The sequence below is a fragment of the Apibacter muscae genome (assembly GCF_007845595.1).
Taxonomy (GTDB): Bacteria; Bacteroidota; Bacteroidia; order Flavobacteriales; family Weeksellaceae; genus Apibacter; species Apibacter muscae.
The window spans coordinates 125,311-148,883 of the sequence record NZ_SELI01000016.1 but is presented as its reverse complement, the minus strand read 5'-3'; the positions used below and the strand labels follow the sequence as shown (position 1 = coordinate 148,883).

The following is a 23,573-nucleotide window of genomic DNA, read 5'->3' as shown; positions in this document are numbered from 1 at the left end:
AAAAATTTATTTAGTAAATTCCGTTTAAAGCTTAGTTTAAAACTCCTAGCTCTATTAGGAATCTCCACCATAAGATTCCTATTGTACAATGAACGATAAGTGTACCATAACCTATAACTCCACCTATTTTCCACCATGATTTTGTATCGTTATATCCGCAAGCCATAACTATGGGTGCAGCTGCTCCTCCATAGTGACTGGTTGTTCCTCCGTAGGAATTGGAAAAAAGCAATCCAATAGCTAATAATTCATAAGGTACTTTCATTGCTACTCCTAACAATCCGAATACCGTAACCATAGCTGCTACATAAGCCCCCCCGGATGCGAATAGATATCTAATAACTATACTGATTGTTAAAATAATTACAATACCTACCATACCTCCTCCTAATTGCATGGTTGGTGTTATTCCAGATAGTTGTGTGGCTAAAGCTTCTCCTAACCATTTAAAAAAGTTTACCTGACTTAACACTCCAGACATTCCTATGATACCTCCATACCAAATTAAAGTACTCCAACCTCCTTTACTTTTTAATACCTCATCCCAATTAATTACATTGGTAATTAGTAAAATAGACATTGCAGCAATGGCAACTGCTGAGGAATCAATTCCTAACATACTTCCGAATACCCATCCTAATAATGCCAATATAAAAACTATCGTTAATATTTTTTCTTTAACGCTCATTGGACCTAATTCTCTGAGTCCTTCCTCTGAGATTTTTTTATTATCTACTTTTTTTAATTCTGGTGGACACAATAGATAAATAACTATAGGTGTTAGAAATAAACAAATGATTCCTGGTACGGATGAAAATAACAGCCATTGAATCCATGTTAAATTAAACGCCGGATTCACTTGATGTAATAAACTTAAGGCTAATGCATTGGGTGCCATACCTGTTAAGAATAAATAACTTGTTGTTTTAGTTACCATGTATACGTTTAGTAGTAGATATCGTCCTGCTTTTTTGGGTGATTTTTCTGGATCTGATCCTAAAGCCAAGGCTATACTATTAAATATAGGAGTAACTACTCCACCAGCCCTTGCTGTATTGGATGGCATTGCCGGGGATAATAGAAGTTCTAAAAATACATTTACATATCCTAGCTTTAATGTGCTGTTTCCTATCAACTTTATTAATAAATAGGCTATTCGTTTCCCTAGCCCTGTAACTACAAATGAAACACTTAAAGAAAAAGCAGAAAAAACCAACCAAGTAGTGGTGGAAGCATACCCCCCTAAAACTTTTTTCATTTCTATCACTTGTTCTTCCTTGGGAATATAGAACTTATTATAAACACCTATAATTAAAGCTGATATTGCTAAGGCTGATAATAGTATTACAGGTTCTTTATAAGGTTTCATGATCAACCCTAATATTGCTGCTAAATATACTCCAAAGAGTTTCCATGCCAACGGATTCAATCCTTCTGGATTGGGGGTCATACAAGTGATTACTATAACCAAGGCTAAGAGTCCTAATTTATAAATTTTAGATTTATCCATATTTTTTGCTTATTTTTTAAATTTTAAAAACTACATTCTAAAAATAAATAGATTGTATTAATATTTATGTCTTTTTGATTTTGATTTGCATTTTTTAGAGTTCTTAACATATAAGCCGGTGCAATTTTAATATTCTTAATAAGCTTATATTCAATTCCAAACATTGCTAAATTGTAATGTCCTGCAAAAGCACCGTTTTCCCCATAAATATCGTATCCACTAAATGATTTTGAAGATTCTGTGTTTTTTACTTGATCGTATCTGGCAATTAGTTTAAATTTTTCATTTAATTTACCATTAATAAAAATAGAATAACCGTATTTATTCAAATCGTCCTTACCGTCGTTAAACGTTTCAGCAAATTCAACACCTCCTGATATGAATTTATTTTTATAACCGGCTAAAAATGACATAAACATTTTATCTTTAAGGTGGTTGTCTTCACCTGTCTTTATACTAAATAAGGGTTTGAATTCAAAGTTTTTTGTAATTTGTAATGGCACTGACAATGTATATAAAAAAGAACCATTTTTAGAAATTGTTTTATACCCCTCCCCATTCATGATCGACGCTTCAACAGAGATCAATTTATTAAATCTATAATTTCCAGCGATACCTATATCCGTTCCTTTGTCCATTTTACTATCTACAGCCAACCCTTTGGATATATATCTATTGCCCCAATATTTTAAGTAACCGGTATTTTCAAGTGTTGTGAACATTCCGCCCATTATGTAATACTTATTCTCTTTATCTTGGTATTTAATATATGCATTTTTTAAAACTGGATTTTTTAAACTTGCTGTATTAGATTTTCCTGTCTGTGCTAAAATTCCTTCAGGTGCGGCATCGATCATTACTCTTGCAGATAATTCTTGCGTCATTTGATAATCATAGCCTAAATAAGCTCTTGAAATATCAATTCCTTGTCTCCTATCTCCTGCATGGGTAAGATTATTAGCATAATCCATAAAAATTCTAGCAAAAACTTTCCCCTTATTTATATAAACCGGTCCTTTTTTTAATTCTTGCTCAGGAGATGTTTGAGATGATTTATCCACATTGGCAGGAACTTGTGTTCGATAAAGTTGTTCTTTCAACATTCTCATTTCTTCTTGTAAATCCTGAATTTGTTTCTGTTGGTTTTCAAGTTGTTTTTGTGGATTACTAGATTCTTGATCTACAACTTGCGATTCCAAATGGATTGGTAAAAGCATTGATAAAAAAACACATAAGCTAAGTAGTAATTTTTTTTTTTTCATATATTTTAATTCACGTCTATTTTTTCATAAATTAATTATAAAATTCAAATTATAAAATTCAATTTTTTTAATTATTTAAAATCATATTTAACAATAACAAAGTTAATATTTTAACTAATTCATTTTCCAAAGGTGATTAATATCAGAATTTCGTACTTATCATATCTATTAATATTTTTTTTAAGTATTTTTTAATAGAAAAACAACAATTTCCATTGTTGTTAAAAATATCTTCAATACATTTACAATGTAAAATCATAGTTAATATATTAAGTGTAAAAACATAGTGTATTGGCGTATTTTTTAAGCCTTACATATAGTATTCCTGAATATTATTATAAGTCTAATTCATTAAGTTACATTAATATTTATTCTTCTTCAAATATTTAATAATATGATGTAAAGTTTAAAATATAGATAAATAATTTAATTATTATCTTCGCAACTATTTTTTCACAACACTATATCTTATTATTTAAAGGCATAAATCATGTTTATAAACTCTACTGGATATTACATACCTGAGAAAAGAATAGATAATCAATATCTAGCTCAAATAAATGATTCTACAGAGGATTGGTACGTTAAAAGGACTGGAATTATAACTAGAGCTAGGGCTAATGAAGGTGAAACGGTTAACTATATGTGCATTGAAGCTGTAAAATCGGCGATTAAAAATTTACCTTATGATATTCATGAAGTGGATTTAATAATTTTTGGTTCTTACACACCCTCTGACACTATAAGTACAACGGCACATGTAATACAGAAAGAGTTTAATATAGATAAAGCAAGAGCCTTCTATATCTCCTCCGCTTGCTCTTCAGCTGTAAACGGGATGGAAATTATAAAATCATTTTTTGAAACTAATATCTCTAAAAGGGCCTTGTTAGTTTGTGCTGATCAAAATTCTCAGTATTCAAACGATCATGATAGAGAATCTGGACACTTATGGGGCGATGCTGCAGTAGCTTTATTTTTCTCTAATGAAGAAATTTCCTCTAATGATTCCAAGGTAATTGATGTTATAACTAGAGGATTAGGAAATATAGGCAAAGGCCCAGATGGAATTACTTTAAATCCTAAAGTTGGTATACAAATGCTTTATGGCAAAGATGTATTTACTAATGCTTGTATTTATATGAGTGAATTTACTAAATACATTATTAAAAAAAACAATTATACCATTGATGACTTATCTTATTTCATTGGTCACCAAGCCAACAAAAGAATTATCTCGTTTGTTTGTAATGAATTAGGTATATGTGAATCTAAATCTTTAACCAATATTGAAACCTTGGGCAACACTGGATGCGCAAGTGCCCCATTGGTACTCGCCCAAAACTATGACAATTTTAAAAGTAACGATCTAATCTGTTTATCTGTATTTGGCGGAGGTTATTCTTCAGGCACTTGTTTAATTAGAAAAGGTTAATTATTTAAAATTCAACCTCATAGATTATTTGGTGGTATACTTATAATAAATACATAGATATGTTTAATTAATGATGGATATTTAAATATTCCATCATTTTTTTTAATAGTATCGTATTTATTTCTTCACTCTTTCTTAACCAATCTCTAGACTTGTTTTACATACTTTTACACAATTAAAATTAATTAAAAATTCTTAATTATTTATCAATTTTATTAAGAATAACAACAAATTTTCACTAAATAACAAGAAAAAAAACAATTCTAAACCAGAAATTTTTATGAAAAAAAAGATTTTAAACCTAACTTCATTACTTTTTGTCATTTATTGCCTAATTCCATTAAATTTATTATCTCAAGAGAATAGTGATTTTAAACCTAGTGGAAATGTAATCTTACGTACTTTCTTTGATTACCATACAGACTTTCATGATCATAGAGGTTTTGATATAACAAGAGCCTACATAGGTTACAATTATAAATTTACTCCAACTTTACAAGCGAAAGTTATTGTAGATGGTGCATCAGGCAAGAACTCTTCCAATCAATTGGTTCCTTTCTTAAAAAATGCCTATGTAAATTGGAACTATAAAAATTGGGATGTTAATGCTGGTTTAATAAACTCACTGATTAATCCAACACAGGAAAAATATTTTGGACTTAGATATGTTATCGAAAATATAGCTACTTTGAATAAAATTGGACAAAGTGCTGATCTAGGTATTAATGCTACTTATAAGTTTAACAAAATTGTTTCTGTAGATGCTAGTATTACCAACGGAGAAGGATATAAAGATATTGAAATGAATAATACTATGAGATATGCTTTGGGTACAAATATTAAACCTGTTAAAAATTTATTAATCAGAGGATATGTAGACTACTATAATAAACCTTCTGATACTGTAAAAATTAATAGTAAGAAAGATTTAATAACTATGAATGTTTTTGTAGGATACGACAACTCAAAGTTAGCCGTAGGAGCTGAATACATTCAGCAGTTTAACAATAAATTTATTAAAGAAAATGATTTTCAAGGTTATTCCGTTTTTTCTTCAATAAAAGTTGCTCCTAAATGGAAACCATTTATCCGTTACGATTATATGAAATCTACATCCATCAATGATAAACCTTGGAATAAAACGGATGGTAGTCTGGCTATTTTAGGTATTGAATATCAACCTACAAAACTTCTTAAATTTGCAGCCAATTTCAGAAACTATAACTACATCAAAAAAGATGCTGAACAATTTATATATTTAAATGCAGAATTTAACTTGTAATAATTTCCTATATAATTTTCTTAAAAGCTGCCTCTATTTCATTATGAATTAGAGGCATATATTTATTTATATTTATAAGCTCGTGTACATCATCCAAATCCAAAGTCTTAAAATCATCTCCAAATACTATTTTATAATACTCATTATTCAAAGTTTGATCATTTTTAGAAATAATTAAGTGTAAATTTTTATTCATAATAGAATCAGAGGTAGCCTTAAATATTTTAGATTTTAATTCAGGTTGAATTCTACTTTGATCTATAATTTGATCTGCTGTAAAAACAGGATTCGTCATTACATAATGCATGGATGGAAAGTGATTAACGATATGCCAAGCCAAATTTGCCCCCATACTATCCGCAAATATAATTTTCTCTCCTTCATCTTCCATTAAAACTTTAGATTTTTCAAGGATAAATTTAGCAATATCTAAATTTTCATCCCATTCCCAATAAATTGGTAAATATTCCTTAGAATTTTTATAATACTCTTTAATGGCTAAAAATTTCTTACCTGAGGTTTTATATCCATGAAGAAAATATATTTTTTTCATTTCTTTATAAGGTTTATCACAAACCTAATCAATTTCATTAAATTTGTTGATTATATTTAAAACTATTTTTATTAATCAAACAATAAAATTAATTTTAAGCTCCAAAATAAATCTATTTTGTATAAAAAATTATTTAGTCAAACCTTAATTTACGGATTAAGTAATGTATTGGTTAGAGTATTTCCTTTTGTTTTAACTCCCATGTTAGTTAAAGCATTTGGACCTTCAAAATATTCAGTTTATGCCGATTTTTATTCCGCTGCAGGAATTATATCTGTTCTTTTAACACATGGCATGGAAACAACTTTTTTTCGTTTTTTTCAAAAGTTTAAGGAAGACCGTACTCAACAAAATATGGTCTATTTCACTTCTTTAACCTCAGTATTTATTGTTTCTTTAATTTTTTTGGCTTTTGGTTTACTTGCAAGGGTTCCCTTAGCAAATGCATTTAAACATCCAGATCAAGTTAATTTTCTCGTCTGGTTTCTTTTTATATTGGCTGCTGATGCAATGTCAGCTGTACCGTTTGCAAAACTAAGAATAGAAAATAAGGCCTTACGATTTGCTTCACTTAAGATTATGAATTCTATAGTTATGTTTTTTTTAACCGTACTATTTATATTCGTAATTCCTAAACAAATTGAGAGTTCTGGACTTGGAACATCCATATTTTCAAAATTTTATAATCCTGAATATGGCATCGGCTATGCTTTTGTTGCCAATCTAATTGCTAGCATTGTTACATTTTTAGCGCTTACTCCCACAATGTTTAATGGTAAATATTCATTTAATATTCCGCTTTGGAAGAAAATGTTGCTATATGCGTGGCCGATTACTATTGCCGGCTTGGCGGGTATTATAAACGAAACGATGGATAGGCAATTTTTAAAATACTTATTACCGGAAGGAACGGCAGAAATAGAAATGGGAATTTACAGCGCTGTATATAAAATTGCAACTTTTATTACCTTATTCAAGACGGCTTATCTTTTGGGAGTAGAACCTTTTTTCTTTTCCCATGCCGGCGAAAAAAATTCTAAAAAAACATATGCTTCATTAATGAAGTATTTTACTATTTTTAGTGCATTGATTCTCTTATTTTTAGTGGCTAATTTGGATTGGATTGGAAGATTATATATTCGCAATCCTGAATATTGGTCTGGACTTAAGGTAGTTCCTATTTTATTAATCGGTTCAACTTTCCTCGGAATATATCTAAATCTTTCCATTTGGTATAAACTTTCTGATAATACTCATTATGGAGCCATAATATCTGTTATCGGAGCAGGTATTACTATTATTTTTAATTGGATAGGTTTAAAATACACCAACTTAGGATATTGGGCTTGTGCTTACGCAACTTTCCTTTCTTATTTAGTTATGATGGTTATTTCTTATGTTTGGGGACAAAAAAATTATCCTATACCTTACAACCAAAGAAAGCTTATCTTCTATATAGGTGGTAGCTCGTTACTTAGTATTCTCTCTTTCTATACAAGCAATAGTATATTTGTTCATATAGTTTTAGGAAATTTTTTGTTTTTTATTTTCCTGTATTTTATGATTAAAATAGAACAAAGAGATATAATAATAATTAAAGAAAAACTGAAAAATTTTAAAAGAAAGGGAAAAGGCTAAACATTATTTTTCCTAAATGTTTTGTAAATAAAATTGATCAATAGCATGGCTAGGAAAAAGTTCATAATTGTAGTAACTATTATATTCCCAATCATCCATAGATGCATATTATTGTAAAAACGAATCAACGTAAAACTCCCTGTGAAAAATACAATCCAAAACCAATATATCATAACATTATTAGTATAAACATTCAAATTACATGCTACAGGCATTTTTTTTATGGAATAATAAATAAGCCATGCTCCAACTATTGAGCTTAAATGTTGCAAAATATTATAAATAGGTCTTTTAAAAATTGTTTCTTTCAAAATAGGAATTTTTTGTACAAAATATCCATACTCATGGGTAAAAGCATCCCAAAACAAATGGGAATAAACTCCTAATAAAAGTGAACAAACTACAACAAAAAAATGTTCCTTTAGATAATTATTCCAATTGAATTGTTTAAAAAGAATAAATCTTTTTCTAAAAAAATTAGGCAAATGATCAATGAAAGTATTCCGTATGCAATAATGGTAAATATAGGTAAACAAAAATCCAATAGGTAAATCAAAATAATATACACCTAAAGCTGTATGTCCATGCTCTCCCACTATACGCATTCTTAGAAAGTATTCAAAATCTGGCATCATACTTCCAACAATTAATCCCGTACAAGAAAAAATTTTCAAATTCCTTAACGGCAAAACTATGGCCGGATGTGAAAATGTGAATGGCATATTTATAGCTCGTCCATGTTTATTTTTAATTTATTACTTTTAGGATAGGCAACACAGGTAAGAATTTTATGATTTTGTAAATCTTCATCCGTTAAAACTAAGTTCTCTCCTAAAACAACATCTCCGCCTTCTTTTGTGCATTGACATGTTCCACATACTCCACCTTTACAAGAATAAGGAGCATCAATACCCAAATCAAGCAAAGCATCTAAAAGAGTGCTTCCATTATTCAACCACTGGATTGATTTTGTTTCGCCTTCATAGGTAAAAATAACTTCCACTTCTTCAATAGAAGACGATACAACCTCATCATCCATAAAAACTTTATCAACCGGTTCATACAATTCATAATGAATATTTTCTTTGGGTATGCCTTGTTTATAAACGGCATTGGCTAAAGTAACAGTCATACTGGTAGGTCCACATATCATAACTTCATCCACTTCATCCCAATCCACAATTTGGTTAATAATTAATTTTAATTTATTTTCATCTAATTGACCTTCATAAAATTTATCATTCACTTTTTGCTGTGAGTAAAAATAATGTACAAAAAAATTATCTGGATTTTTAGATCTAAGTAAATCCAAATCTGCTTTAAACATTACATCACTCTCTTCAGAATTACCATAAAATAAATAGAATTTTACATCCTTTTCTTTTTGTAGGGTATCTTTAATTATACTTAAAATAGGTGTTATACCACTCCCGGAAGAAAAAGCTACCAATGTTCTTTTTTCATTAGGACGTGAGTCAATCCCGAAATTTCCTAAGGGTGCAGAAACTTGTAAATGCATTCCTTCTTTTATATGCTCATTTAAATAAGAAGATATGTACGGATTTTTAGTTTTTTTTATAGCTAATGTAATATATTCATTGTTAGGCGCATTGCAAATGGAATAATCTCTTTCCACTTCTTCACCATTTATAGAGAATTTTAAACACACAAATTGTCCAGGTTTCCATTTAAATACAGCCTTGAGCTCTTCAGGAATTTGTAAATCAATGGATTTACTGATAGATGTTAATGGTTTTACTTTTTTTACGGTTAATGGATAAAATTTCATATTATATTTACAAAGAATTAGTAAATATAATAAATTGTTTTCAGCAAAGTTGTTATTGCAATTTTGATAAGATTTTAATATTAAATAAATTTAATATATGCCATCATCAAACGTTCAACAAACCCATTACGAGTGGATTGATTTACAAAACCCGAATAAAGACGAATTACAAGAAATTGCATTAAAATATAATCTAAATTACTATAATTTGGCTGATAGTCTAGAACCCAATCATTTACCTAAGTATGAATCTGGAGAAGATATAAACTTTTTAATTGTACGAATCGTTAATATAAATGCTAAAAAAGAAGCAAACATACAATCAATTACCAATAAAATAGCCATATTTTACAATGATAAAGTTATTATTACGGTTCACCGAGTTAAAATTGATTTTCTTTTAGATATTAAATTGAAGTTCGTAGATTCAAACAAAGCAAAAACTACCCTTGCAATAATTATAAAAATACTGTCAGAATGCCTTCAATCCTATAATCAAGCACTCTTAAGCACTATGAATAAATTAGAATCTTACGAGAATAATTTATTTGCAAGTAAGAATACTTCAGTCTCATTAAAAAACATTTACTCTTTAAAAAGAAAAACCAGTTTATGCTCTAAACTTCTCATACTTTCAGATAATGTTATCAGCGCCCTCAAGCCCAATAAAAGTGAAAAACCAGAATTTCAAGATTTAAAAGATCTCTATACAAAATTAACCACCCTGCATGAACAGGTTTCAGACGATTTAAATAACTTATTGAATTTGTACATATCCTTATCTTCTCAAAAAACCAATGAAATTATGAAAACTCTTACCGTTTTCTCTATCTTTTTTATGCCACTAACTTTCATTGCTGGTATTTATGGAATGAATTTTAGTTATATGCCTGAGCTTCAAAATCGATGGGGATATCCTATAATAATGATTGTTATGGTAGTAATTACCATTTTAATTTATTTCTGGTTAAAAAGAAAAAAGTGGTTGTGAAATACCCAGATTAATAGTTAAAATCTTTAATTAAACTATATTCATTTTTATGAATATCGTAGTAAAAGTATAAATGATTCAACCCATTAGTTAAAAGCAAATATGGAGCCTTAATTTCCAAATTGTATCTTGCTGCTTGTTCGAATACTGCTTCACTTATAGAAATTTCTGGAGCCTTACATTCTACAAGTAAGAAAGATTCTGTTTTTTTGAGTATTAAAAGATCTAGTCTTTTTACCTGATTATTTAATTGTATTTTTCTCTCAATTAAAAAAGCAGATTTAGGTATTTTTTTTTCTTTTTGTAAATACTTTATCACATTTTGTCTAACCCACTCCTCAGGAGTTAATATTAGCCATTTTTTTCTAACTTCGTCAAAAATATACCAAAGAGAACATTTCTCTTTAATTTGAAATTCATATTTTTCAGGAAAGTTTAATACCGAAAGCTCCATTAATTTCGCTTATGAAAGAGTACAATAATTTGGTCAAAGATATTAAAAACAAAAATTTTTTACCCATTTATTTTTTAGAAGGTGAAGAACCTTTTTATATAGATAAGATCAGCACATTATTAGAAGAAAATGTACTAAGCGAAGAAGAGAAGGCTTTCAATCAAACCATCATTTATGGTACAGAAACTGATCTTGATTCCATTTTCTCCTTAGCTAAACAGTTTCCTATGGGTGCAGAAAGGCAATTAATAATTGTAAAAGAAGCAAAAGGACTGAACTTTGATAAATCTGAATCTTTTGAAAATTATATTAAAAATCCTCAATCTTCTACCATATTGGTGATAAACTATAAGTACAAAGCTTTAGACAAAAGAAAATCTTTGACGAAACAACTAAACCAACGAGGCTATATTTTTTCATCAGATAAACTATATGATAACCAAGTCCCCGCTTGGATTGGTAGCCTTTGCCAATCATCAGGACTAGAAATAGATGAAAAATCTAAAGCTTTATTGGCTGAATTTCTAGGATCAGACTTATCAAGAATTGATAATGAAGTACAAAAATTAAAACTTATTCTTCGTGATTCGAAAAAAATTACTCCTGAGATCATTGAAAAAAATATAGGTATAAGTAAAGAATATAACAATTTTGAGTTAAGAAAAGCGATTGTTGAAAAAAATGCTGCACAGGCTTATAAAATAATCGATTATTTTGAAAAAAATCCTAAAGCAAATCCTATTGTTATAACATTTGGAACAATGATTAGTTTTTTTTCAAATTTATTAATCGTGCACAGCTTACCCGTGAAAACCCCACAAAATATTGCTAAAGAACTTAAAATTAATCCTTTTTTTGCAAATGAATATATAACAGCAATAAAAAACTATCCTTTAAAAAAAACTACTTTATGCATTTCCTACCTAAGGGATGCAGACATGAAATCCAAAGGAGTACAAGTATCCTCGCAAGCAACCACCAAAGACATCCTTATGGAATTGATATATAAAATTTTACATTGACTTTTATAAATTAAAATATCAAAGCTATTTTAAGCAATTTAATAATACAATCATAATTATACACATATATAATTTAGAAATATACCTGATAGTTAAAAATCTATTATATAAAATGTTACAAATTTTTAATTATGAAAAAAATTATTGATTAATCAATAATTTCTAAACTTATATATTAAATCATTAAGTATATGTAAGCTATAAATTCTATCAATAAACCCATCAAAACTTATAAAATCTTATTTTTGTTATTTCATAGGAATTAATGTAAATTTGTGGCACAATACAGAAAAAGGATGAAAGAATTTAACAAAGAGGTTTATCTCAAATGGTTTGAAGATATGACCAAATGGAGACGTTTTGAAGAAAAGGCACGTTCTCTTTATTTGAAAGATAAAATTAGAGGTTTTCTACATCTTTATAATGGACAAGAAGCAGTTGCAGCTGGGTTTACCCATGCTATGGATATAAAAAAAGATAAAGTAATAACTTCCTACCGTTGCCATGCACATGCCTTAGCTATGGGAGTATCTCCCGAAGCAGCTATGTCTGAACTTTGTGGTAAAGCTACTGGTACTTCTAAAGGATTGGGAGGCTCCATGCATCTTTTTAGCAAAGAGCACAATGTTTACGGAGGTCACGGAATTGTAGGTGGACACATTCCTTTAGGGGCTGGTATCGCTTTTGCAGATAAGTATTTTGAAAGAGATGGAGTTACCATCTGTTACATGGGAGACGGTGCTGTTAGACAAGGAACCTTACATGAAACTTTTAATATGGCAATGAATTGGAAATTGCCGGTTGTTTTTGTTTGTGAAAACAATCAATACGCTATGGGTACTTCGGTTGAAAGAACTACCAACAACTTAGATATATATCAACTAGGATTGGGTTATGAAATGCCTTGTGCTCCCGTAGACGGGATGAACCCCGAAATAGTTGCAGAAGCCGCTTACGAAGCTATTGAAAGAGCACGTAGAGGAGATGGACCTACTTTCCTTGAAGTTAGAACTTACAGATATAGAGGACATTCAATGTCTGACGCTGAACCTTACAGAACTAAACAGGAAGTTGAAGAGCATAAGAAAGAAGATCCGATTTTAATGGTTAAACATAAAATTCTTTCAAACCAATGGGCTTCCGAAGAGGAATTAGATTCTTTAGACAAGAGTATAAAAGATTACATGAACGAAGTGGGAAATTTTGCAGAAAATGCCCCTTATCCTGAACCTAATGTCATGTATGACTATATTTATTCAGAACCTAACTATCCTTTTTTAGATAAATTTGAAAATCAATAAATAATTAATCGAATCATAACCTAATTATGGCTGAAAAAATAACAATGCCCCGTCTAAGCGATACAATGACTGACGGAAAAGTTTCCAAATGGAACGTAAAAGTTGGAGATCCTGTTAAAGAAGGAGATGTTCTTGCTGAAATTGAAACGGACAAAGCAGTACAAGATTTTGAATATGATGGTGATGGAGGTGTACTTTTATACCAAGGGGTTAAGGAAGGGGAATCTTCGCCCGTGGATACACTATTAGCGATTATTGGACAAGAAGGTGAAGATATAAGTGGATTAATTGAAGGTGGTGTTTCTCAAACTTCAACTTCTAATAACACTGAAAAAAAAAATGAAACCCAAACCCAAGAAGCTTCTCAGCCGACTACTAGCATTCCTGAAGGGATAGAGATAATTTCTATTCCTAGATTGAGTGATACTATGACTGAAGGTAAAGTTTCTAAATGGAATATAAATGTAGGAGATCAAATTAATGAGGGTGATGTTATAGCAGAAATTGAAACTGATAAAGCCGTACAAGATTTTGAATATGATGGAAATGGCGGGACTTTACTTTATCAGGCTGTAAAAGAAGGAGATTCTGCTCCTATAGATTCACTTTTAGCCATTGTTGGTCCTCAAGGAACAGATGTAAGTGGGGTAATTAAAAATGGTGGATCAGTATCTGCATCTACTACTCCTAAAACATCGGAACAGCCCGAGAATAAAATTTCTTCTACTTCGTCTAACGAGAATAAAAGCTCTATTTCGTCCGATAATAAGAGAATATTTGCTTCTCCTTTAGCTAAAAAAATCGCTAATGATAAAGGTATTGAGCTCGCTCAGATACAAGGTAGTGGAGACAATGGTAGAATTACTCGTAAAGATGTTGAAAATTTTGTACCGGCAACTAGCAGTTCAACACCTAAAGTTTCTACCACTAAACCTTCCTCACCAGCCGTCACGTTACAAGTAACACCTGGAGTAGATACAGAAACCCCTAATTCTTCCATGAGAAATGCTATTGCAAAAAGCTTAAGCAATAGTTTATTTACAGCCCCTCACTATAATTTGGTGTTTGAAATTAATATGGACAATGCTATTCAAGCCAGAAAAGCAATTAATAGTCTTCCAGACACCAAAGTTTCATTTAATGATATGGTGATTAAATCTGTAGCAGTAGCTCTAAGAAAGCATCCACAAATTAATAGCTCATGGACTGATTCTAAAATTATACATCACGGAAATATTAACATTGGAGTAGCCGTAGCTGTAGAAGATGGTTTAGTGGTTCCAGTGATTAAGAATACTGACTATTTATCTCTTTCACAAATTTCTTCATCTGTGAAAGATTTAGCTGGAAGAGCTAGAGATAAAAAATTAAAAGCAAATGAAATGGATGGATCTACATTTACAATTTCTAACTTAGGAATGTTTGGAGTAGAATCTTTCAATTCTATTATTAATCAACCCAACTCTTGTATTCTTTCAGTAGGAGCTATTAATCAAAAACCAATTGTAAAAGATGGTCAAATTGTTATAGGCAATACCATGAATATTTCTTTGGCTTGCGATCACCGAGTAGTTGATGGAGCAACCGGCGCTCAATTCCTACAAACTTTAAAATTATATTTAGAAAATCCAGTTTCTTTATTGGCTTAAATACCCAATTAAATAATTATACATTTAATTTTTATATATACACTTCATAATCAAGAATTATGAAGTGTTTTTTTTAATTTTAATAAAAAATATACACTTATGATAAATAATAAGAATTTAACCCTAACCATGATAAAACCTGATGCAGTGAAAAATGGTTATATGGGAAATATTATTAACGATATAACGAATGCAGGATTTACTATTATAGCCTTAAGATTGACTCAACTTACTTCTCAAGATGCCAAAAAGTTTTACAGCATTCATAAAGATAAACCATTCTTTAAAAACTTAGTTGAATTTATGACTTCCGGTCCTATAGTTGCTGCTGTTTTAAAAAAAGAAAACGCTGTTGAAGAATTTAGAAAATTAATAGGTGCTACGAACCCTAAAAATGCAGAGGAAGGAACATTAAGAAAAAAATACGCAGAATCCATGGAAAGAAATGCTATTCACGGGTCCGATAGTGATGAAAATGCCCGCATAGAATCACTTTTTCATTTTGCCGAAAAAGAAATATATTTAGATTAAAGTATATGTTTATATTTTTTAATGAATTTAAACTATAAAGTTAATTTACTTAATGCTATTTTTAAAATTCAAATTTAGAATTATTAAAAACTAAAAAAATACATATTAAAATTTAATCTTTAAGATTTAAATTTTTAAAGAATCATTTTTAGTAAATACTTAAAAAGCATATATTAAACTTAAAAAAATATCATAAATAATATAACTATATTTGCCAGATTTTGAAGAAATTTTAGTAATTGTATGAAAGTTATAGAGCATATTGAACAAGCCCAAGGAAAAACGTTATTTTCATTTGAAATTCTTCCTCCTAAAAAAGGTGATAATTTACAAAGCATATTTTCAAATATTGAACCCTTAATGGAGTTTAATCCTCCATTTATAGATGTCACCTATCATAGAGAGGAATACGAATATAAAGAATTTTCCAATGGATCCATTCAAAAAATAGTTACTCGTAAACGCCCTGGAACCGTTGGTATTTGCGCTGCTATTCAACATCGATATGGAGTGGATGCTGTTCCACACGTTATATGTGGTGGATTTGATAAAGAAGAAACTGAAAATCTATTAATAGATTTAAATTTTCTAGAGATTGATAATATTCTAGTTTTACGTGGAGATCCTATAAAAAGCGAAGGTACTTACCAAGCGCATCCCCAAGGGTATTCTTATGCCAATCAATTAATTCATCAAGTAGTAGATATGAATAACGGAAAATATTTGCACGATGAATATGCTAACGGCGCCACAAATTTTTGTATAGGCGTAGCCGGCTACCCTGAAAAACATTTTGAGAGCCCTAATCTAGATACCGATTTTTATTACCTAAAGAAAAAGATAGAAGCAGGTGCGGACTATATAGTTACTCAACTTTTCTACGATAACAAAAAATATTTTAGCTTTGTTGAAAGATGTAGAGAAGCTGGTATTACTATACCCATAATCCCTGGTATTAAACCTATTTCAATAAAAAAACATTTAAACATTTTACCCAAAATTTTTCATATTGATATTCCTCAAGAATTAGTTTTAGCCATAGAAAAATGCAAAAATAATAAAGAAGCAAATGAGATTGGTATTCAATGGTCCATACAACAATGCAAAGAATTAATTGAATATGGGGTACCTGTTCTACACTTTTATTCCATGGGTAGAAGCAATAATATACAAAGAATAGCAAAAAGTATATTTTAATGGAAAAAATTAAATTAAAAAATATTAGAATCTATGCCAATCATGGTTGCATGGCTGAAGAAGCTAAGATAGGTTCTTTCTATCTAATAAATTTAACTGTTTGGATGGATTTAAAAATGGCAGGTTTAAGTGATAACCTTACAGACACTGTGAATTATGGAGATCTAACAAATATTATTAAAGCTCAAATGCATAAGCGATCAAATTTATTAGAAAATATAGCTCATAGAATTTTATTTGAAATAAATTTACAATTCCCTACGATAAATAAAGCTAAAATTTCTGTTGAAAAAATTAATCCTCCCGTAAATGCAGATCTAGATACTGTGAAGGTAACTTTTAAAAAGAAGTTCAATTAATTTTGTATTTTATAAATAAAAATTTGTAAATTTGCCTTCCTAAGAAATAGGGCTTTGTGGCCGAGTGGCTAGGCAGAGGTCTGCAAAACCTTGTACAGCGGTTCGAATCCGCTCGAAGCCTCTAAAAAATCACCTTATCTAAGGTGATTTTTTTTATACTTCCTAAACAAAAAAATTCAATTTTAATTTACTACCTTTAAAAGAACTATAATAACTTTAATTTAATGGTTACAGTAATAGCTAAAATAACCGCTAAAAAAGATAAAATTAATGAAGTTGAAAAATTGCTTCAATCTTTAATTGCTCCTACCCTAATGGAAATAGGTTGCAAACAATACGATTTGTACCGAAACATTACGGATAATAATATTTTCTTTTTCCATGAAATATGGAATCATAAAAAATATCTGGATATTCACTTAAAAACTGAAAGATTTTTAAAAACTACTCAAGAAATTACACCCTTATTAGAATGTCCCATTGAAATTTCACTAGTAAATAAAATTATCAATTAAAAAATAATCTTTATGAATTGTTGTACAAAAAATTTAATAAAAGGGGTTGCTGTTGGAATTTTAGCTTCATGGGTTAAATCTATCGTAGAACCACCTTTACAAGATTTAGGTGAAAAACATTTTCCACCTACACCCAAAGAATTACAATTGAAAGGTGCAGATGTAAAGCACCAGCCTGAAAATATGCCTCCAGCAATTTTAGCCAAAAAAATATATTCAGCGGTTACAAACGAAGAACTACAGAACCAAGAAGCAGTGAAATCTATGAAATTTATTCACTATGCTTTAGGGGCAGTTATTGGCGTTGCCTACGTAACTTTAGTGAATTCTAATAAAAGATTGAAAGTAGAAGAAGGGATTACTGCAGGTGCTGTGGTTTGGGCTGCTACACACGGATCCACAGTTCCTGCTTTAGGCTTACAGGGAAAAGTGAAAGACATGCCTAAATCTTGGTGGGTATGGGAATTTGGATCTCATTTGGTTTTTGGAGTAGCTTTGGAACAAAGTAGAAAATTATTAAATAAACTATTCTAAAATTTTATTTTACTTTATAATACTCAAATATTAATTACTAATCATTAATACAATTGTCAGTAAGGTATATAAATCTATTATTACATGAATATATTTAATTAAAGATTTAAATATACCCTGTTGCTATGATAAATTAGTAATTAAAGTGTAATTATCAATGAAAAATAATCTATAAATATTGCCATTATATTTAATTCGTGATATTGTACATTTAATCATAAATAAGCTATTAAAAATGAACCACCCCAAAGCAAAAAAAATACCTAAAGAATTAAAAATTCATCAAGACATACGAATAGATAATTATTATTGGCTGAATAATCGAGAAAATCCTGAAGTCATTCAGTATTTGGAACAGGAAAACAAATACACCGAAGAAAAACTAGAATCTACTGAAGAATTACAAAGAAAATTGTTTAAGGAAATGAAATCTCGAATTAAAGAAGAAGATGAGTCAGCTCCTTATCAATACAATGGTTATCTTTATAAAACTAGATATCAAAAAGGTGCAGAATACCCTATATATGTCAGACGTAAAGATGTTCCTACTGCATCCGAAGAAATTATGTTTAATGTAAATGAATTAGCCCAAGGATATAGCTACTATCATTTAGGAGGCATAAACGTTAGCCCTAACAACCAATTGGCTTGCTATTCTTTTGATTCTCTAAGCAGAAGAATCTATACCATACGAATTAAAGATCTTGAAACTCAGGAAATTCTTCAGGATCAATTAGAAAACACAACCGGAAATATTGTGTGGGCAAATGACAACCAAACCTTATTTTATTCCACTCAAGATTTAGAAACTTTACGCCCGAATAAAATTTTTAAACACCAACTAGGAACCCCTCAATGCGAGGATACTTTAATATACGAAGAAAAAGACGAAACATTTAATGTAAGTGTTGCGAAAACTAAATCCATGGAATATTTGATAATTGCTTCCGGTAGCACTGTTTCAGATGAATACAGGATCATTTCAGCAGATCAACCAAACGGCGATTGGCAAATTTTTCAAACTAGAGAGAGAAATTTAGAATATTCATTTGATCATTTTGAAAATCACTTTTATATTTTAACTAATAAAGATAAATCTTACAACTTTAAGTTAATGAAAACTCCAGTAAATAAAACTCAAAAAGAATACTGGCAAGAAGTAATTCCACATAGAGAAAATATTTTACTTGAGAATTTTGAACTTTTTAAAAATTATTTAGTTACTGAAGAAAGAGAAAAGGGATTGGTCCGCATATTCATTGAATCTTGGAATAAAAAAGTTAAATACTTTCTCCCTTTATACGAAGAAGTATACACGGTAGGTTTATCTACAAACCTTGACTTTAATACCGAAAAATTACGCTATAAGTATTGTTCATTAACTACTCCTTGGAGCGATTTTGAATTTGATATGAATACTCAACACAAAACTTTGCTTAAACAACAAGAGGTATTGGGCGATTTTAACCCTGAAAACTATGAAACCAAACGCTTATGGGCAACTGCTCGAGACGGAATTAAAATCCCCATTTCAATCGTAAGAAAGAAAACAACTGCTATATCCAATCAAACTCCTTTACTTCTTTATGGCTACGGATCCTATGGTTATTCTATAGAACCTACCTTTAGCTCTTTACGATTATCCTTACTGGATCGAGGATTTATTTATGCAATTGCTCATGTTAGAGGTGGAGAAGATTTAGGTAGACTTTGGTACGAAGATGGTAAGATGCTAAAAAAGAAAAACACTTTTTTCGATTTTATTGATTGTGCTAAATTCCTTATAGATAATGAATATACTTCTCCCCAACATTTATATGCGAATGGAGGTAGTGCCGGAGGTTTATTAATGGGTGCAGTAATCAATATTGCTCCGGAAATTTTCCACGGAGTTGTGGCCGATGTTCCATTTGTGGATGTGGTTACCACCATGTTGGATGAATCCATTCCTTTAACAACAGGAGAATATGACGAATGGGGAAATCCCAATGATCTAGAGTATTACGAGTATATGAAATCTTATTCCCCTTACGACAATGTTGAGACTAAAGATTACCCAAATTTATTAGTTACTACAGGTTTACATGACTCGCAAGTGCAATACTGGGAACCTGCCAAATGGGTGGCTAAATTACGGGAGTTAAAAACTGACTCTAATTTACTTTTGTTACACACAAATATGGATGCCGGACACGGAGGTGCAAGCGGACGTTTTGAATCACTTAAAGAAGTTGCTTTAGAATATTCTTTTTATCTATTACTTGAAAATAAAATTGCTTAAGAAAACTGTTTATTTTTATATTAAAAGTGAAATTTTATTAAATTGATTCATCTAAAATTTAAGTATAGATTTATTTTATTCACACATTTAGTATTTAAATGGAAAAAATTTAATTAATATGGGATAAAGACTTATCTTTACCATATAGATCAATTTAAATAAAAAACTTTTAAGGATATGAATAGAAAAAAATTAACAACTACCGCTGGAAATCCAATTTCCAACAATCAAAAATCATTAACCGCCGGGTTTAAGGGGCCTGTATTATTGCAAGATTTTGAACTAATAGAAAAATTGGCTCATCAAAATAGAGAACGTATCCCTGAAAGGGTTGTACATGCTAAAGGTTGGGGAGCTATGGGAACTTTTACCGTGACCCATGACATCACTAAATACACACGAGCAAACATTTTTTCTGAAATTGGAAAACAAACTAAAATGCTTGCAAGATTTTCAACAGTCGCCGGTGAATTAGGGGCTTCCGATACTGAACGTGACGTTAGGGGTTTTGCTTTAAAATTCTATACAGAGGAAGGTAATTGGGATTTGGTTGGAAACAACACTCCAGTATTTTTTGTAAGAGACGGATATAAATTTCCAGATTTTATTCATACACAGAAAAGACATCCTAAGACAAATTTACGTTCTAACGAAGCTATGTGGGATTTTTGGTCTTTAACTCCAGAAAGTTTACACCAAGTAACTATTTTAATGTCAGACAGAGGGATCCCTAAAACTCCTATGCATATGCATGGATTTGGTTCTCACACCTATTCTTTTTGGAATAATAATGGTGAAAGATTCTGGGTGAAATTTCATTTCAAAACCCAACAAGGAATTGAAAATTATACCAATAAAGAGGCTGAACAAATTACAGGGCAAACCAGAGAAAAATATCAAGAAGAACTATTTAATGCTATAGAAAATGGTAATTTTCCAAAATGGAAAGTTTATATACAGATTATGGGAGAAGAGGATGCACTAAACTGTCCATTCAATCCATTTGATGTTACTAAAGTTTGGCCACATGCAGATTTTCCTTTAATTGATGTTGGAGTTATGGAACTTAATGAAAATCCTAGTAATTATTTCCAATTTATTGAAAACGCTGCATTTTCACCTTCAAACATAGTTCCTGGGATAAGTTTTTCTCCAGACAAAATGTTACAAGCTCGTATTTTTTCTTACGCAGATGCTCATAGATATAGATTAGGTACCCATTATGAAATGTTACCTCCTAACAGACCAATTTCAGAAGTAAATCATTATCATAAAGACGGAGCTATGAGATTCTTTGAGAATTTTAATTCAAATCCGGATGCTTATTACGAGCCTAACAGTAAAAACGGCCCCGTAGAAGATCGATCTTATGAAGAACCTCCATTGAAAATTGATGGAAATGTTGCTAGATATGAAGAAAATGATACCTACGGCAATTTTAAACAACCAGGCGATTTATTCCGTTTATTTACTCCTGAGGAAAAACAAAGATTATTCCAGAACATAAAAGAAGCTATGCAAGGAGTATCTAAAGAAGTTGTAGAACGTCAATTAAACCTTTTCGATCAAGCTGATCCAGAATATGGCGCAGGAGTAAGAAAAGCTTTAGGTATTTAATTATTACTTAACATCATATATTGCACAAAATTTTATAGAAACTGCATTTAGCAGTTTCTATTTTTTAAACTAGAACATGAACAATCAAGAAAATTTATTTCAAGCCATACGTTTGGAAGATTTAAACAGCGTAAAAGAAATATTAGAAGAAAATAAAGACCTACTAAATTCCAAGGATCATCGTGGTTCAACACCTTTATTGTTGGCGTCCTACTATGGAAATGTAGATATCGTTGATTTTTTATTAAAGTTTAAACCCAATCTTGATGAAAAAGATGGATCAGGGAATACAGCGCTAATGGGAGTTTGTTTTAAAGGCTTTTACGATATTGCTAATAAATTGATTGAAGCTGGAGCGGATGTAAATGTTACCAATTCTAATGGGGCAACTGCCTTATTTTTTGCTGCTACTTTTAACCGTATGGAAATTGCTAAACTACTTTTAGAAAAAGGAGCAGATACCTCTATAAAAGATATAAGAGGAAATACAGCATCTTCTCAAGCTCTAACGCAAGGGTTGAATGATATTGCTGAATTAGTAAAGTAAAGATTAAATTCGTTAAAAAATTTACCGTAAATATTTAGTTATGTTTACGGTAATTTTTTACAATAAAATTTAAACCCGTTTCAACAATCTCCCCCATAGTATCACAGTGCTTAAAATGATAACTATAAGTTAGTTTATACAATGCTAATTTTAATTGATTAATTTTTTCATCTGTTGAAATGTGATCTTCTTTCATAATAGAAATTAAATCCGAATATCTTTCAAAACTATTTAATATACGTTTAGCTATCACCGATCGCACCTCTTTTCTATATTGCTCCACAGAATTAGCTTCTAATTTTTCATCAATCAATTCTAACATTAATTGATTTTCTTTAAAAAATTGAGGCATATAAAATGATAAATCTCCTTCATAACTTTGCTGATCAAAATCAATCGATCGTATTCGATACACAATTTGATCATAATCATGAGTTACAACAACCACATAATTATAGGAACGCATATCTCCTAGCAATCCTAAAAGACAACGCTCATTAAACTTTACAAATTCCTTAGCAATTTGTGATTTTTCTAAATCAGAACAAAGAGGTAAATGTCTCTCTATAAAAATATCTCCAGGTATCCCCAATATATGCTCTTCAATTAATGTATCTTTATAAACTAAATAATTAACCCGATGGGGAGAAAGTAAATCTTCCAATTCTAAACCATAAATTCTGGAAGCATCTGCTTTCTTTATGTAAAAGTTTGTGTAATTTTCATTAAGGATATTCTTCACCCTTATACGGAAAGGTTTGGAGTTTCCAAAAGTACAAAATTCAATAGACTCAACTTTTAAAAAGGGTAAAGTTGTACGGTCTCCATCGGAGTGCAAATACGTGTAAATAATCTTTAAATTCTGTTGAATTTCTTCCTGCTCCCATTGAGAATAATATACACTCAACCACAAGGTATCCTTTCCATCTTTATCTTCAATAACTGTATAATCTTTAAATCTCAATAAATCCTCATACAACATAGAGATTTCTGTCGTTTTATTGTATTTATCAAGGTAAGTCAATAAATTATTTTTTATGGGAAATATTGGTTTTCTTAGTTGCATTTAATAACAATATATATTTAATACAATTATAGTTAAGTAT

General features: G+C 30.2%; 22 protein-coding genes and 1 tRNA gene. 16 read left to right on the top strand and 7 right to left on the bottom strand.

The window, feature by feature from the left end; all coding sequences use genetic code 11:
* Positions 1-31: 31 nt before the first annotated feature.
* Positions 32-1,510 (bottom strand): anion permease, encoded by a 1,479-nt coding sequence (locus ETU10_RS03650; RefSeq protein WP_146309957.1) that lies wholly within the window; start codon positions 1,508-1,510, stop codon positions 32-34.
* A 23-nt stretch (positions 1,511-1,533) separates the two neighbouring features.
* Positions 1,534-2,772, bottom strand: coding sequence for a porin family protein (locus ETU10_RS03645; protein WP_146262097.1), 1,239 nt, complete (start codon positions 2,770-2,772; stop codon positions 1,534-1,536).
* A gap of 490 nt (positions 2,773-3,262) precedes the next feature.
* Here ETU10_RS03645 and ETU10_RS03640 point away from each other — a divergent pair, with 490 nt between their 5' ends.
* Positions 3,263-4,207: a 3-oxoacyl-ACP synthase III family protein gene (locus ETU10_RS03640; protein ID WP_146309955.1), complete on the top strand. Its 945-nt coding sequence runs from the start codon at positions 3,263-3,265 to the stop codon at positions 4,205-4,207.
* Between the two features lie 280 nt (positions 4,208-4,487).
* Positions 4,488-5,489 carry a hypothetical protein gene (locus ETU10_RS03635; RefSeq protein WP_146309954.1) on the top strand — a complete coding sequence of 334 codons (1,002 nt, stop codon included), beginning with the start codon at positions 4,488-4,490 and terminating at the stop codon, positions 5,487-5,489.
* Between the two features lie 7 nt (positions 5,490-5,496).
* Here the strand turns inward: ETU10_RS03635 and ETU10_RS03630 are convergent, their stop codons facing one another.
* On the bottom strand, positions 5,497-6,042 hold the full coding sequence (locus tag ETU10_RS03630) for a hypothetical protein (RefSeq protein WP_146309952.1): 546 nt from the start codon (positions 6,040-6,042) through the stop codon (positions 5,497-5,499).
* Between the two features lie 117 nt (positions 6,043-6,159).
* On the opposite strand from ETU10_RS03630, the gene ETU10_RS03625 reads away from it, so the two are divergent.
* On the top strand, positions 6,160-7,680 hold the full coding sequence (locus tag ETU10_RS03625; protein WP_146309950.1) for a lipopolysaccharide biosynthesis protein: 1,521 nt from the start codon (positions 6,160-6,162) through the stop codon (positions 7,678-7,680).
* Here ETU10_RS03625 and ETU10_RS03620 read toward each other — a convergent pair.
* Positions 7,677-8,402 carry a DUF4184 family protein gene (locus ETU10_RS03620; RefSeq protein ID WP_146309948.1) on the bottom strand — a complete coding sequence of 242 codons (726 nt, stop codon included), beginning with the start codon at positions 8,400-8,402 and terminating at the stop codon, positions 7,677-7,679. The two genes, ETU10_RS03625 and ETU10_RS03620, sit on opposite strands and share 4 nt — an antisense overlap.
* Positions 8,403-8,404: 2 nt before the next feature.
* Positions 8,405-9,469 (bottom strand): 2Fe-2S iron-sulfur cluster-binding protein, encoded by a 1,065-nt coding sequence (locus ETU10_RS03615; protein ID WP_146309946.1) that lies wholly within the window; start codon positions 9,467-9,469, stop codon positions 8,405-8,407.
* Positions 9,470-9,566: 97 nt separating this feature from the next.
* Here ETU10_RS03615 and ETU10_RS03610 point away from each other — a divergent pair, with 97 nt between their 5' ends.
* Positions 9,567-10,460, top strand: coding sequence for a magnesium transporter CorA family protein (locus ETU10_RS03610; protein WP_146262104.1), 894 nt, complete (start codon positions 9,567-9,569; stop codon positions 10,458-10,460).
* Between the two features lie 10 nt (positions 10,461-10,470).
* Here the strand turns inward: ETU10_RS03610 and ETU10_RS03605 are convergent, their stop codons facing one another.
* Complete coding sequence (locus tag ETU10_RS03605; RefSeq protein ID WP_146309944.1) at positions 10,471-10,914, bottom strand: type I restriction enzyme HsdR N-terminal domain-containing protein; 444 nt, start codon at positions 10,912-10,914, stop codon at positions 10,471-10,473.
* Between the two features lie 11 nt (positions 10,915-10,925).
* Here ETU10_RS03605 and holA point away from each other — a divergent pair, with 11 nt between their 5' ends.
* From holA to ETU10_RS03545, 12 genes are all read left to right on the top strand, one after another.
* Complete coding sequence (gene holA / locus ETU10_RS03600; RefSeq protein WP_146309942.1) at positions 10,926-11,936, top strand: DNA polymerase III subunit delta; 1,011 nt, start codon at positions 10,926-10,928, stop codon at positions 11,934-11,936.
* A gap of 296 nt (positions 11,937-12,232) precedes the next feature.
* The gene (gene pdhA, locus ETU10_RS03595; protein ID WP_146309940.1) at positions 12,233-13,237 is read left to right on the top strand and encodes a pyruvate dehydrogenase (acetyl-transferring) E1 component subunit alpha; all 1,005 of its coding nucleotides are present in this window, start codon (positions 12,233-12,235) and stop codon (positions 13,235-13,237) included.
* A gap of 26 nt (positions 13,238-13,263) precedes the next feature.
* Positions 13,264-14,886 (top strand): 2-oxo acid dehydrogenase subunit E2, encoded by a 1,623-nt coding sequence (locus ETU10_RS03590; RefSeq protein WP_146309938.1) that lies wholly within the window; start codon positions 13,264-13,266, stop codon positions 14,884-14,886.
* Positions 14,887-14,985: 99 nt separating this feature from the next.
* Entirely contained in the window at positions 14,986-15,417 is a 432-nt protein-coding gene (locus ETU10_RS03585) for a nucleoside-diphosphate kinase (RefSeq protein WP_146262109.1), read from the top strand.
* Between the two features lie 243 nt (positions 15,418-15,660).
* Positions 15,661-16,614, top strand: coding sequence for a methylenetetrahydrofolate reductase [NAD(P)H] (metF, locus tag ETU10_RS03580; RefSeq protein ID WP_146262110.1), 954 nt, complete (start codon positions 15,661-15,663; stop codon positions 16,612-16,614).
* Complete coding sequence (gene folB, locus ETU10_RS03575; RefSeq protein WP_146292228.1) at positions 16,614-16,973, top strand: dihydroneopterin aldolase; 360 nt, start codon at positions 16,614-16,616, stop codon at positions 16,971-16,973. The genes metF and folB overlap by 1 nt, the downstream gene beginning before the upstream one ends.
* A 50-nt stretch (positions 16,974-17,023) precedes the next feature.
* Positions 17,024-17,094, top strand: a tRNA-Cys gene (locus ETU10_RS03570).
* A gap of 103 nt (positions 17,095-17,197) precedes the next feature.
* Positions 17,198-17,488: a putative quinol monooxygenase gene (locus ETU10_RS03565; RefSeq protein ID WP_146292227.1), complete on the top strand. Its 291-nt coding sequence runs from the start codon at positions 17,198-17,200 to the stop codon at positions 17,486-17,488.
* A gap of 12 nt (positions 17,489-17,500) precedes the next feature.
* Positions 17,501-18,022 carry a DUF1440 domain-containing protein gene (locus ETU10_RS03560; protein ID WP_146262113.1) on the top strand — a complete coding sequence of 174 codons (522 nt, stop codon included), beginning with the start codon at positions 17,501-17,503 and terminating at the stop codon, positions 18,020-18,022.
* Between the two features lie 235 nt (positions 18,023-18,257).
* Complete coding sequence (locus tag ETU10_RS03555; protein WP_146309936.1) at positions 18,258-20,303, top strand: S9 family peptidase; 2,046 nt, start codon at positions 18,258-18,260, stop codon at positions 20,301-20,303.
* 177 nt (positions 20,304-20,480) lie between these two features.
* The gene (locus ETU10_RS03550) at positions 20,481-21,920 is read left to right on the top strand and encodes a catalase (RefSeq protein ID WP_146292220.1); all 1,440 of its coding nucleotides are present in this window, start codon (positions 20,481-20,483) and stop codon (positions 21,918-21,920) included.
* A gap of 76 nt (positions 21,921-21,996) precedes the next feature.
* Complete coding sequence (locus ETU10_RS03545; RefSeq protein ID WP_146292218.1) at positions 21,997-22,467, top strand: ankyrin repeat domain-containing protein; 471 nt, start codon at positions 21,997-21,999, stop codon at positions 22,465-22,467.
* A gap of 34 nt (positions 22,468-22,501) precedes the next feature.
* Here ETU10_RS03545 and ETU10_RS03540 read toward each other — a convergent pair whose 3' ends face one another.
* A complete protein-coding gene (locus ETU10_RS03540) occupies positions 22,502-23,533 on the bottom strand; it encodes a hypothetical protein (RefSeq protein WP_146262117.1) in 1,032 nt (343 codons plus the stop codon).
* Positions 23,534-23,573 lie beyond the last annotated feature (40 nt).

What these genes read in the sequence shown, in the direction of transcription:
- ETU10_RS03650 (WP_146309957.1), bottom strand. Translation starts at nt 1,510, where the DNA reads ATGGATAAATCTAAAATTTATAAATTAGGACTCTTAGCCTTGGTTATA.
- ETU10_RS03645 (WP_146262097.1), bottom strand. Translation starts at nt 2,772, where the DNA reads ATGAAAAAAAAAAAATTACTACTTAGCTTATGTGTTTTTTTATCAATG.
- ETU10_RS03640 (WP_146309955.1), top strand. Translation starts at nt 3,263, where the DNA reads ATGTTTATAAACTCTACTGGATATTACATACCTGAGAAAAGAATAGAT.
- ETU10_RS03635 (WP_146309954.1), top strand. Translation starts at nt 4,488, where the DNA reads ATGAAAAAAAAGATTTTAAACCTAACTTCATTACTTTTTGTCATTTAT.
- ETU10_RS03630 (WP_146309952.1), bottom strand. Translation starts at nt 6,042, where the DNA reads ATGAAAAAAATATATTTTCTTCATGGATATAAAACCTCAGGTAAGAAA.
- ETU10_RS03620 (WP_146309948.1), bottom strand. Translation starts at nt 8,402, where the DNA reads ATGCCATTCACATTTTCACATCCGGCCATAGTTTTGCCGTTAAGGAAT.
- ETU10_RS03615 (WP_146309946.1), bottom strand. Translation starts at nt 9,469, where the DNA reads ATGAAATTTTATCCATTAACCGTAAAAAAAGTAAAACCATTAACATCT.
- ETU10_RS03610 (WP_146262104.1), top strand. Translation starts at nt 9,567, where the DNA reads ATGCCATCATCAAACGTTCAACAAACCCATTACGAGTGGATTGATTTA.
- ETU10_RS03605 (WP_146309944.1), bottom strand. Translation starts at nt 10,914, where the DNA reads ATGGAGCTTTCGGTATTAAACTTTCCTGAAAAATATGAATTTCAAATT.
- holA (WP_146309942.1), top strand. Translation starts at nt 10,926, where the DNA reads ATGAAAGAGTACAATAATTTGGTCAAAGATATTAAAAACAAAAATTTT.
- pdhA (WP_146309940.1), top strand. Translation starts at nt 12,233, where the DNA reads ATGAAAGAATTTAACAAAGAGGTTTATCTCAAATGGTTTGAAGATATG.
- ETU10_RS03590 (WP_146309938.1), top strand. Translation starts at nt 13,264, where the DNA reads ATGGCTGAAAAAATAACAATGCCCCGTCTAAGCGATACAATGACTGAC.
- ETU10_RS03585 (WP_146262109.1), top strand. Translation starts at nt 14,986, where the DNA reads ATGATAAATAATAAGAATTTAACCCTAACCATGATAAAACCTGATGCA.
- metF (WP_146262110.1), top strand. Translation starts at nt 15,661, where the DNA reads ATGAAAGTTATAGAGCATATTGAACAAGCCCAAGGAAAAACGTTATTT.
- folB (WP_146292228.1), top strand. Translation starts at nt 16,614, where the DNA reads ATGGAAAAAATTAAATTAAAAAATATTAGAATCTATGCCAATCATGGT.
- ETU10_RS03565 (WP_146292227.1), top strand. Translation starts at nt 17,198, where the DNA reads ATGGTTACAGTAATAGCTAAAATAACCGCTAAAAAAGATAAAATTAAT.
- ETU10_RS03560 (WP_146262113.1), top strand. Translation starts at nt 17,501, where the DNA reads ATGAATTGTTGTACAAAAAATTTAATAAAAGGGGTTGCTGTTGGAATT.
- ETU10_RS03555 (WP_146309936.1), top strand. Translation starts at nt 18,258, where the DNA reads ATGAACCACCCCAAAGCAAAAAAAATACCTAAAGAATTAAAAATTCAT.
- ETU10_RS03550 (WP_146292220.1), top strand. Translation starts at nt 20,481, where the DNA reads ATGAATAGAAAAAAATTAACAACTACCGCTGGAAATCCAATTTCCAAC.
- ETU10_RS03545 (WP_146292218.1), top strand. Translation starts at nt 21,997, where the DNA reads ATGAACAATCAAGAAAATTTATTTCAAGCCATACGTTTGGAAGATTTA.
- ETU10_RS03540 (WP_146262117.1), bottom strand. Translation starts at nt 23,533, where the DNA reads ATGCAACTAAGAAAACCAATATTTCCCATAAAAAATAATTTATTGACT.